The organism is Spiribacter vilamensis (assembly GCF_004217415.1).
GTDB classification, from domain to species: Bacteria; Pseudomonadota; Gammaproteobacteria; order Nitrococcales; family Nitrococcaceae; genus Spiribacter; species Spiribacter vilamensis.
The window spans coordinates 1,272,376-1,283,253 of record NZ_SHLI01000001.1; the positions used below are offsets into that span (position 1 = coordinate 1,272,376).

A 10,878-nucleotide genomic window follows, 5' to 3' on the forward strand; every position below is an offset into this window, starting at 1 on the left:
ACCCGCATGAGCACTGATCCAGCAACGGTCGACCGGATCGACGCGCTGCTCCCGCAGACCCAGTGCGAGCAGTGCGGTTACCCGGGCTGTCGCCCCTATGCCGAGGCCATCGCCCGCGGCGAGGCCGAGATCAACCAGTGCCCGCCCGGCGGCCAGGCGACCATCGATTCGCTGGCCGGGCTGCTGGATCGGGCCAGCCGCAGCCTCGACCCCGCCCATGGCGATTATCGCCCGCCGCGGGTGGCCTGGATCGACGAGTCGATCTGCATCGGCTGCACCAAGTGCATCCAGGCCTGTCCGGTGGACGCCATCGTCGGCGCCCGGCAGCGCATGCACACGGTTATCGCCGAGGAGTGCACTGGCTGCGATCTGTGTCTCGCGCCCTGCCCGGTGGATTGCATCCATATGTTGCCCACCGATCGCGAGCGGGAACCGGCCGACCACCAACAGGTGCGTCGGGACCGGGCCCGGGAGCGATTCCAGAACCGCAACCAGCGCCTCGCCCGGCGCCGCGCCGAGCGCGAACAGCAACGGGAACGGCGCCGGGCCGTCCGCCAGGACGACACCGACAACCAGACCGAGGCCACTGAACCCGTGCTCCCCGACCGCGCGGCCCGCCGCGAGACCGCGCAGGCGGCCCTGGCCCGGGTCCGCGCCCGACGCCGTCAGCGCCAGACCGGTGATCCGTCGTGAACCGCGACAAGCGCCGCGAGATCTTCGAGCGCCTCCGTGACGCGACCCCGGCGCCCACCACGGAGCTGCAATACCAGTCGCCCTTCGAGCTTCTGATCGCGGTGATTCTGTCGGCCCAGGCCACCGACCGCAGCGTCAACAAGGCCACCGGCCCGTTATTCGCGGTTGCCGACACCCCGGGTGCCATCCTCGAGCTGGGCGAAGACGGCCTGCGCAGCCATATCCGCACCATCGGGCTTTTCAACAGCAAGGCCAGGAACGTGATCGCCACCTGCGAGGCACTGGTCTCACAGCACGGCGGCGAGATCCCGCGTGATCGCAAGGCGCTGGAGGCGCTGCCGGGGGTCGGCCGAAAGACCGCCAACGTGGTGCTCAACACCGCGTTCGGCGAACCCACCATGGCGGTGGATACGCATATCTACCGAGTCGCCAATCGCACCGGTCTAGCGCCCGGCAAGAACGTCCGCGAGGTCGAGGACCGGCTCGTGCGCTGGACACCGAAGGCATTCCTTCGCGATGCCCACCACTGGCTGATCCTCCACGGCCGCTATACCTGCCTGGCGCGCAAACCGCGTTGCGGCGCCTGTCCCATCTTCGATCTGTGCGAATTCCGCGATCGGCACCGCTACGCGGAGACCGAGCCGGACTGAACCGGCCCGCCCGGCCTATTCGCCGCGCCTGGCGGCCACCCGGAGGCGAAGCGCGTTGAGCTTGATAAAGCCCTCGGCATCCTTCTGGTCATAGGCGCCCGCGTCGTCCTCGAACGTCGCGATGCTGTCGTCGAACAGGCTGTCGGAGGCCGACCGCCGCCCGAGGACGATGACATTGCCCTTGTAGAGCTTGAGGCGAACCACGCCGTTGACGCGGGTCTGGGTCCGGTCGATCAACGCCTGCAGTGCGTCGCGCTCGGGGCTCCACCAGTAGCCGTTGTAGATGAGCTCGGCATAACGGGGCATCACCTCGTCTTTGAGGTGCGCCGACTCGCGATCCAGCGTAATCGACTCGATCGCGCGACGGGCCCGCAGCAGGATGGTCCCGCCCGGGGTCTCGTAGCAGCCGCGGGATTTCATGCCGACGTAGCGGTTCTCGACAATGTCGATGCGACCGATGCCGTTGTCGTTACCCAGCTGATTGAGCCGCGAGAGCATCTCGTGGGGGGCCAGCGACTCGCCGTTGATGGCGACCGGATCGCCGCCGCGGAATTCGAGATCGATCTCGGTGGGCGTGTCGGGCGCGTCCTCGGGCGCGACGCTCCAGCGCCACATCGACTCCTCCGCCGGGGTCCAGGTGTCTTCCAGGACGCCGCCCTCGTAGGAGATATGCAGCAGGTTGGCGTCCATCGAGTACGGCGATCCGCCGCCCTCCTTCTTGCCCTCGATGGGGATCCCGCGCTCCTCGGCGTAGGCCAGCAACCGCTCGCGCGAGTTGAGATCCCACTCCCGCCAGGGCGCGATGACGTGGATACCGGGCTCGAGCCCGTAATAGCCCAGCTCGAAGCGCACCTGGTCGTTCCCCTTGCCGGTCGCCCCGTGGCAGACGGCATCGGCGCCGGTCTCGCGGGCGATCTCGATCTGGCGCTTGGCGATCAGCGGCCGGGCGATCGAGGTGCCGAGTAGGTATTCGCCCTCGTAGATGGCGTTGGCGCGGAACATCGGGAACACGAAGTCGCGGACGAACTCCTCGCGCAGATCATCGATGTAGATCTCCTCGACGCCCAGGTCCTTTGCCTTGGCGCGGGCGGGCTCGAGCTCCTCGCCCTGGCCCAGGTCGGCGGTGAAGGTCACGACCTCGCACTGGTAGTGGTCGCGCAGCCATTGCAGGATGACGGAGGTATCGAGGCCGCCGGAGTAGGCCAGGACCACCTTTTTGATCTCACTCATGGATTGCTCTCTCGAATGTCGGGATGGATGGCAGAAAAGCTGCCGCAATGATCGGCGCGCCGACGCGGAGAATCAAGGCGCCGGCGGACGGCCCTGATACACTGTCGGGATGGACACGTTGACGATAACGCGACCCGACGACTGGCATCTGCATCTGCGCGACGGTGCCGCCCTGGCCGATGTCGTCCACTGGAGCGCGGCGCGGTTCGGGCGGGCGATCATCATGCCCAACCTCACCCCGCCGCTGACCACCACGGCGGCGGTGGAGGCCTACCGCGAGCGTATCCTGGCGGCGGGTCCCGCCGGCAGCCGGTTCGAGCCGCTGATGACCCTGTATCTCACCGACAACACCCCGCCCGGGGAGATCGAGCGGGCGGCGGCGAGCGGCGTGATCCAGGCGGTCAAGCTGTACCCCGCCGGGGCCACCACCAACAGCGACTCCGGGGTCACCGACCTGCGTCACTGCGACGAGGCACTGGCGGCCATCGCCGAGCACGACCTCACGCTCTGCATCCATGGCGAGGTCACCCACCCGGAAACCGATATCTTCGATCGCGAGACGGTGTTTCTCGAGGAGCGGCTGGCGCCTTTGCTCGACCGCCATCGCCGGCTGCGCGTCGTCCTCGAGCATCTCACCACCGCCAGTGCCGTGGAGTTCGTTCGCTCGGGTCCGGTGCGTCTGGGCGCCACGATCACGCCGCAGCATCTGCTCATGAACCGCAACGACCTGCTGGCGGGCGGCATCCGGCCGCATCACTACTGCCTGCCGATCCTAAAGCGCGAGCGCGATCGCGAGGCGCTGATCGACGCGGCCACGTCCGGCCATCCGCGGTTTTTCCTCGGCACCGACAGCGCCCCGCATCCACGTCATGCCAAGGAGAATGCCTGCGGCTGCGCGGGCATCTTCACCGCGCCACTCGCCATCGAGCTCTACGCCGAGGCGTTCGACAAGGCGGGCGCACTGGACCGGCTGGCGGGATTCGCGAGCCATTTCGGGGCCGATTTCTACGGTCTGCCGCGCAATACCGACACGATTACCCTGGAGCGCCGGCCGCGCGTCCTGCCAGCCACCCTGCCCTATGGCGACACCAGCATCGTGCCCCTGCGCGCCGGCGCGGAGATTGGCTGGTCGCTGACATCTCAATCCCAACCGGAGCACGCATGAACGCGCGACCCATCAACCAGCGTTTCCGCGGTTTCCTGCCAGTAGTCGTGGATATCGAGACCGGCGGCGTCAATGCCGCCACCGACGCCATGCTGCAGATCGCCGCCGTGATCGTTAAAATGGACGAGGAGGGCCGACTCTACAATGGCCCGACCTTCACGACCCACGTCGAGCCATTCAAGGGCGCCAATCTCGATCCCAAGTCACTCGAGTTCAACGGCATCGACCCGGACCATCCACTGCGCATGGCGGTGCCCGAGGACGAGGCGCTGAGATACATCTTCCAGCCGATTCGCGAGGCCATCCGCACCACGGACTGCAGCCGCGCCGTGCTCGTCGGCCATAATGCGTGGTTTGACCTGGGATTCCTCAATGCCGCCGTCAAGCGTTGCGGCATCAAGCGCAATCCGTTCCACCCGTTCTCGTGCTTCGACACGGCCACGCTCTCGGGACTGGCCTACGGGCAAACGGTGCTGGCGCGGGGAATCGCCGCCGCGGGCATTACCTGGGATGCCCGCGAGGCGCATTCAGCCATCTACGATGCGGAGAAGACGGCGGAACTGTTCTGCACCATCGTCAATCGCTGGGACGCCCTGAACGGACATCCCAACGACAGACAACCGGGCTAGGCGTCGGGAGTAGCGGTCTTCACCGCCTCCTGCAGCTCGCCCGACTCGTACATCTCCATGATGATATCGCAGCCACCGAGCAGCTCGCCGCCGACGTAGAGCTGCGGGATGGTCGGCCAGTTGCCGTACTCCTTGATCCCCTGCCGGATCCCCTCGTCCTCGAGGACGTTGACATACGAGAACTCCACCCCGCAGCCCGCAAGCGCCTGTGCGGCGCGCATCGAGAAACCGCATTGCGGGAACTGCGGCGAGCCCTTCATGTAGAGAATGACCGGGTTGCCCTCGACCTGCTCACGGATGCTTTCCTGTACGTCGCTCATATCTACTCCTTCGCCAATTCGTACCATCAGTGTACGGATTGCACGTGCAATCGACGAGGGGCATAAAAACGATCAATACGGTATCCTCCCCGCCCATGGAAAAAAATCATCTCTCTGACACCACCTTCGAGTCCCTCGGGCTCCACGAATCCCTGCTGACAGGCCTCAAGGAGGCCGGCTTCGAGCACTGCATGCCGATCCAGGCCGAGGCCCTGCCGATCGCCCTGCAGGGTCGCGATGTCGCCGGCCAGGCCCAGACCGGCACCGGCAAATCGGCGGCATTCCTGCTCGCCACCATGCACTGGCTGATGTCGCGCCCGGTCGCGGCCGACAAGATCGGGCCATGGGCGATCATCATCGCCCCCACCCGCGAGCTGGCGCTGCAGATCCACAAGGATGCGGAAACGCTCGGCTGGTTCACCGGTATGGACTTTGCCTGTATCTACGGCGGTACCGGCTACGAGAGCCAGCGCAAGGCCCTCGAGCGCGGCACCGATATCGTCATCGGCACGCCGGGGCGGATTATCGATTTCTACCGGCAGGGCGTTTACAGCCTCGACAACATCGAGGTCTGCGTGCTGGACGAGGCCGACCGCATGTTCGACATGGGCTTCATCGCCGACATCCGCTATCTCCTCCGACGCATGCCCGCCCCCGACCAGCGACTCAACATGCTGTTCTCGGCGACGCTCTCCGAGCGGGTGCGCGAGCTTGCCTACGAGCACATGAACGAGCCGCAGTCAGTGCAGATCGAGTCGGATACCATTACCGCGGATCGGGTCCGGCAGACGCTCTATCACGTCGAGAACAATCAGAAGATCGGTCTGCTCATCGGTGTCCTGCGCGAGCAGGCCCCCACACGGACATTGCTGTTCGTCAACACCAAGCGCGACGCCGACAAGGTGGCCGCCTGGTTGATCGGTAACGACATCAAGGCGGCGGTGATCTCGGGAGACATCCCGCAGAACAAGCGCGAGCAGCTGCTGGAGAAATTCCAGGCCGGCGATCTGCCGATCCTCGTTGCCACCGATGTGGCCGCGCGGGGTCTGCACATCCCCGAGGTGAGCCACGTCATCAACTACGACCTGCCGCAGGACGCCGAGGACTATGTCCACCGCATCGGTCGCACCGCCCGCGCCGGCGCCGCCGGTGACGCGATCAGCTTCGCCTGCGAGACCTATGTCTATTCGCTGCCCGATATCGAGCGCTACATCGACCAGAAGATCCCGGCAGAGATGGCCCCGACCGGGCTCATCGCCGAGGATCTCAAGCCCGCGGCCCGCATGAACAATCGCCGCAGCGGCGGGGGTGGCAACCGCAGCCGCTCCGGCGGGGGCGGCAGCCGGAGAAGCGGCGGCAATCGCAGTAGCGACGAATCCCCGTCGTCGGAGAGCGATCAGTCGTAGTCGAACGAGTAGAACAGGTCAAAGGCGCTCTCGGCGCCGCTGACCGCTTCCAGATAGAGCTGGCTGGTGAAATAGTAACGCAGACTGACCGTGTTCTCGGGTTCGAAGACACCGACCCCGTAGCGCACCATCAGGTTGGGCGTCAGGTAGCCACTGACCGACACCTGGGCATCGCTGCCCTCGCCACTCGCCTCGAGCTGGAAGTCCTTGACCCCCAGGTTGTCGGCGAGCGATTCACCCAGACGTCCGCCGCCGAAGACACCCAGCGACAGCGCGGCACTGTTGATCAGTTCTTCCTCGCTCGGCGATGAGCCCTGGCCGGGTGGGCGTCCGGTCAACAACACCGAGAGGATGTCCGCCTGTGCCATCGCCGGCCGCGAGAACAGCCGCACCTGGGGATCGTTGACCGGCCCGGTCACCCGAAGCCCGGCAACGATGTCAGCCGCCTCCCGAACCGCCTCGATATCCAGCCGTGGCTGCGCCAGTGGACCGGCAAAGATCACCCGCCCCCGACGCACCTGCAGCGACTGGCCATAGGCCTCGTAGCTCGCATCAATCAGATTCAGCACCCCCTCGGCCTCGGCGCTGGCGGTCCCGAGCTGGCGAAGCCGCAGTGCGCCATCGAGCCGCCCGGTCGCTCCGCGCACCGAGAATGCGACCTCGTCGCCAAGCACCAGGCGCAGATCGGTTTCCAGCGTCCGGCCACCCTCCTCCGCCGCCGATGCGAGGGGCTGCCCGTTATCATCCACCCGAACGGCGTCCGGCGAACGCCGAATGGCACCCGCCGACAACCCGGTCGGCTCGATCTGTGCGGACGGAATGGTAATCGACCCGGTCAGCGCCAGCGTCTCCGGATCGATCGCGAGGGTAATATCCGGCGTCACGGTCAGCCGCGCCAGTGTCCCGACGCGTATGTCGAGCGCTTCGCCGGCAAGATCAACCGTGCCGTCCAGCTCGCCGGACTGCCAGTCGAGCTGCCCGCCGATGGCGGCCTCACCCTCACCGGCCCGAAATCCCCCTTCGAGTGTCGCCACCTCGCCATCGATGTCGGCGCTCAGGTTGATCTCCTCAAGCGGCAGTGCCAGCGCCGACGGCAGCACCAGGCCTTCGCGCAGTCCGACCGTCCCGCGAAAGCGTGGCGCCTTCAGCGTGCCATTGACCTCGCCCCGGGCGCTCAGCAGCCCCTCCACCTCGCGCAGCTGCGGGAGCGCACCGGCGAGCGGCGCAAGCGAGAGGCCGTCCAGCCAGACCGTTCCGGACAGGGGACGTTGCGCATCGGCCGGGTCGGTCTCCACCGCGAAACCACCCTGACCGATGGCGGGCGATGCCAGCCCGACCCGAAACCGTGCCACCGTCGGTTGCAGGTCGGCATCCACGACGATCCGGTCATAGTCCAGCGTCAGTGGGCCGTCGCTGTCCGGCTGCGGGACCTCGATACGACTCGCCGGGCTGACCAGCGTGATCCGGGCGGAGGGCCCCGTTTCCGCCTGCCAGTCCAGGGTCGCCGTTCCCGTCACCGATCCCGGCAGGCCGAATCCGGGCGGCAGACGGGGCTCCAGAACCGCAAGGGGGAGTGCCGAGAGATTGACCTCGAGCTGCGCGGATTCCGGGCTCGCGATCAACGGCTCGGTACAAGCGCGCACCTCCTGCCAGGCCCAGCAATGCCCGTCGAGACGCAGGGCCTGCGGACTCACCGAGAGCGACGGCGTATCCACCAGCCGGGCCTGCTCGCCGTCCACCGAGACCCGTGCCCGTCTCACCGCGCCCTCCCAAGCGGGTACCGCCGCGTCGAGCCCGCCGGCCAGATCCAGTTGTACCGACGCCGATTCGGCATTCGCCGCCAGTTCCAGGCGATGATCATCGGGGCGGCCGTCGAGCGCGATGCGGACGTTACCCAGCGCTTCCCCGTCGCGTCGCAGACCGTCGGCCTGCAGGCTCACCCGTCCACCCTCACGGGTCACCCAGTCGGCCTCGAGCCGGGCACTGTCGAGTCCGATGCCGGCGTACTCGATCGCCTCGGCGGCCACCGATGCCGTGACGGAGGGTCGCAGCGGATCACCGGTAATACTGAAACGGCCTGTCAGCTGCCCACTCAAACCCGGCCAGAAGGGATTCAGTGCCGGTGCCCGCAAATCGCCCGTGATGTCGATGGCCTCGTCAATCCGGGCATCAACGGCGAGCGTGCTCTCCGACGCCTCGACCCGCGCCTCCAGCCGCCGTGGCGACGCCAGTGCCGACAGACCCAGCTCGAAATCCACCGATCGGGCGCCGGAGACCGAACCGCTCAGCGCCAGATCGCCGGCGGTGCCCTCGATGCGGCCCTCGACGGCCACGGCCTCGCCCGCCGTCAGGGATTCGGCAGGCTCCACCGCCCAGCGCGCGTCGACGGGCCAGTCGTCGGCCAGGGTTACGTCGGCTTGCAGGTTGGCGGTGCCCGCATCACCCGCCAGATCCAGGCGCTCGACGGCCAGTTCCTGGCCAACCAGGCGGGCACTGAGTGTGATCGACGACAGCCCCGCGGCCATCGGCTCGCCACCCTGCCGCACCACCAGCCCGGTGATCGTGGCCCGCTCCACGATGACATCCACGGGGGATTCCACCACCGGCAGGGGGATATTGTCCGGCAGGGTCTCGAGCGGATTGGCCTGTGCCTGCGCTTCCCCGGCCTCGGGAGCCGCCGCGGGCAGATCCAGCCGAACCCCGTCGACGGCCAGTTCGTCGACGCAGACCGTCCAGCGCAGGAGGCAGCCGGGCGACCAGTCCAGCGCCAGTGAATCGACACTGATCTCGCCGCCATCACCCGACCAGCGCAGATCCGCGACCGACACGCCGTTCCAGAGACTGCCCGAGGTCACGCTGACCTGCAGGGCCGGCAGCAGCGCCTCGGCACGCGCGGCGAGCCAGCGCGCGCCCTCGGTCGTGCTCAGCAGCCAGGCGCCCAGCAGCGCGATGGCGAAGATCAACGTGAGAATAAGAGTGCATAGACGCGGCATCAGAAGGGCGGACCGATGGAGAAGTGGACACGGAACGGGACATCCTCGCGGCTGACGCCCCAGGCGAAGTCGAGCCGCAGCGGACCCACCGGCGACGACCAGCGCACCCCGAAACCGGTACCCACCTCGGGATCGAACGCATCGATCTCCTCGTAGGCGTCACCGGCGTCGACGAAAGTGGCCAGTCGCCAGTTGCCGGTCAGCGCATAGCTGTACTCGGCGCTGGCGGTCGTGAGGTAGCGCCCCCCGGTCACATCACCGCTGGCGTCCTTCGGCCCCAGGCTGCGATAGGCAAATCCGCGCACGCTCTGATCGCCGCCGGCAAAGAAGCGCAGCGACGTGGGCACCTCGTTGAAGTCGCTGGTCGCCACTCCCCCCAGCTCGGCACCCAGTTCGAAGCGGTGGACCTCGCGCAGGTTGCGCAGCCAGGTGCTGCCCAGCTGCAGCCGGGCGATATCGACATCCGAGAGCAACTCCTGGCGGGCGATCTCCAGCGAATAGCGCTGGTTATCGCCCCAGTCCGGATCGACGCCGCCGCGGGATCGGGTCCGCGAGAAACGAATCCCCGGCAACACGAGACGACTGCGACCGCTATCAAGGCCGGCGGTGAACCGCTCCGAGAGGACGCGCAGGGACTGGGTTCGCGTCCATCCCGACGTGAACGTCTGACGGCGCCCGACGCGAACGCTGTAGCGCTCGCTGCGGCTGTCCTCGATATCCTCGTTCTGCCATGCCGTGGTCACGGACAACTCATCATTCACCGGATCCGCCAGCGGTATCTCGTAGCGCGCATTCAGGCCCTGGCGGGCCGACGACAGCCGGAGCTCGGTATTGAATCGATGCCCGCGGTTATTGACGTAGTGGCGTTCGTAACCGAAACGCAGACGCGGTCCCTCGTCGGTGGAATAGCCCAGTCCGGTGGTCACGCTATTACGCTCGCCGGTCGTCACCTCGGCGCGGACCGGAATCCGTTTCCCCGAGCCCGCATCACGCTGCGTCTCTACCACCGCGTCCTCGAAATAACCGCTCTCGAACAGGCGCTGGTTGAAATCGGCAACGGCATCGGCGGTGTAAGGCGTACCCGGCCGGAACGGCACCAGACGCTCCAGGAACTCGCGCCGGAACGGCGTTGACGAGAACGTCACTTCACCCAGCTCGTAACGCGGGCCCGAGTCCATCGTCAGGGTGGCATCCGCCCAGCCAGCCTCCGCATTCACGGCCAGTCGCGCCGTGGTGAACCGGTAATCAAAGAAACCCCGCTGCAACGCCTCGTTGGACAGCGCCCGCTTGCTGGCCTCGTAATCGGCATGATTGAGGGCCGCCCCGCTTTGCAGTGGCAGGATGCGCCGGATCCTCTCGAGGCGGGGATCATCGGCCCCTTCACCCGTTACATCCAGCGCGACGTCGCGCACCTCGACCCGCGGCCCGGGGGTGACCGCTATCGACAGTGCCCAGTCGTCGTCCTCGCGGCGTAACGCGACATCGGCCTCTGCCTGGTAGTACCCCAGGGCCTCGGCGGCGTTCTGCACCTGTTCGATCACCTGCTCGCGGTAGAAACGCCCCGCGAGCTCCGAGTCGACAACGACCTCGGTGTCGATGTGCGCACGGATATTGTCCGCGAGCTGACCGTCGGCACCCGTCAGGCTCAGTTCGATCGCGGCACTGGCGGAGGCCGTGGCCAGCATCAGCACCGTCAGCGCGGTACCCGACGTTCGGACCCGGGACGAAAACCGCCGCGCGGTTTGGCTCACAGACGTGGCTCGCGGCCCCCTGCCCGTTGTTCATGTTGCAT

8 protein-coding genes and 1 pseudogene are annotated in these 10,878 nt (G+C 67.1%); 5 read left to right on the forward strand and 4 right to left on the reverse strand.

The features are described 5' to 3' along the window. Positions 1-3: 3 nt before the first annotated feature. Positions 4-426, forward strand: a pseudogene (gene rsxB, locus EV698_RS10490) (electron transport complex subunit RsxB); the annotation flags it as partial. A 263-nt stretch (positions 427-689) separates the two neighbouring features. Further along, complete coding sequence (gene nth / locus EV698_RS06375; protein ID WP_130503265.1) at positions 690-1,343, forward strand: endonuclease III; 654 nt, start codon at positions 690-692, stop codon at positions 1,341-1,343. 15 nt (positions 1,344-1,358) lie between these two features. On the opposite strand, the gene EV698_RS06380 is transcribed toward nth, so the two are convergent. Continuing rightward, positions 1,359-2,573, reverse strand: a complete 1,215-nt coding sequence (locus EV698_RS06380; protein WP_130503266.1) for an argininosuccinate synthase — start codon at positions 2,571-2,573, stop codon at positions 1,359-1,361. A 109-nt stretch (positions 2,574-2,682) separates the two neighbouring features. On the opposite strand from EV698_RS06380, the gene pyrC reads away from it, so the two are divergent. Further along, the gene (pyrC, locus tag EV698_RS06385) at positions 2,683-3,738 is read left to right on the forward strand and encodes a dihydroorotase (protein ID WP_130503267.1); all 1,056 of its coding nucleotides are present in this window, start codon (positions 2,683-2,685) and stop codon (positions 3,736-3,738) included. Next, the gene (gene rnt / locus EV698_RS06390) at positions 3,735-4,367 is read left to right on the forward strand and encodes a ribonuclease T (RefSeq protein ID WP_130503268.1); all 633 of its coding nucleotides are present in this window, start codon (positions 3,735-3,737) and stop codon (positions 4,365-4,367) included. Before pyrC ends, rnt begins: the two co-directional genes overlap by 4 nt. On the opposite strand, the gene grxD is transcribed toward rnt, so the two are convergent. Continuing rightward, the gene (grxD, locus tag EV698_RS06395; protein ID WP_130503269.1) at positions 4,364-4,687 is read right to left on the reverse strand and encodes a Grx4 family monothiol glutaredoxin; all 324 of its coding nucleotides are present in this window, start codon (positions 4,685-4,687) and stop codon (positions 4,364-4,366) included. The two genes, rnt and grxD, sit on opposite strands and share 4 nt — an antisense overlap. A 95-nt stretch (positions 4,688-4,782) precedes the next feature. Here grxD and EV698_RS06400 point away from each other — a divergent pair, with 95 nt between their 5' ends. Then, on the forward strand, positions 4,783-6,093 hold the full coding sequence (locus EV698_RS06400; protein WP_130503270.1) for a DEAD/DEAH box helicase: 1,311 nt from the start codon (positions 4,783-4,785) through the stop codon (positions 6,091-6,093). Here the strand turns inward: EV698_RS06400 and EV698_RS06405 are convergent. Both EV698_RS06405 and EV698_RS06410 read right to left on the reverse strand, forming a co-directional pair. Further along, positions 6,084-9,086, reverse strand: a complete 3,003-nt coding sequence (locus EV698_RS06405) for a translocation/assembly module TamB domain-containing protein (protein WP_130503271.1) — start codon at positions 9,084-9,086, stop codon at positions 6,084-6,086. The two genes, EV698_RS06400 and EV698_RS06405, sit on opposite strands and share 10 nt — an antisense overlap. Then, entirely contained in the window at positions 9,086-10,837 is a 1,752-nt protein-coding gene (locus EV698_RS06410) for an autotransporter assembly complex protein TamA (RefSeq protein WP_130503272.1), read from the reverse strand. The genes EV698_RS06405 and EV698_RS06410 overlap by 1 nt, the downstream gene beginning before the upstream one ends. Between the last annotated feature and the right edge of the window lie 41 nt (positions 10,838-10,878).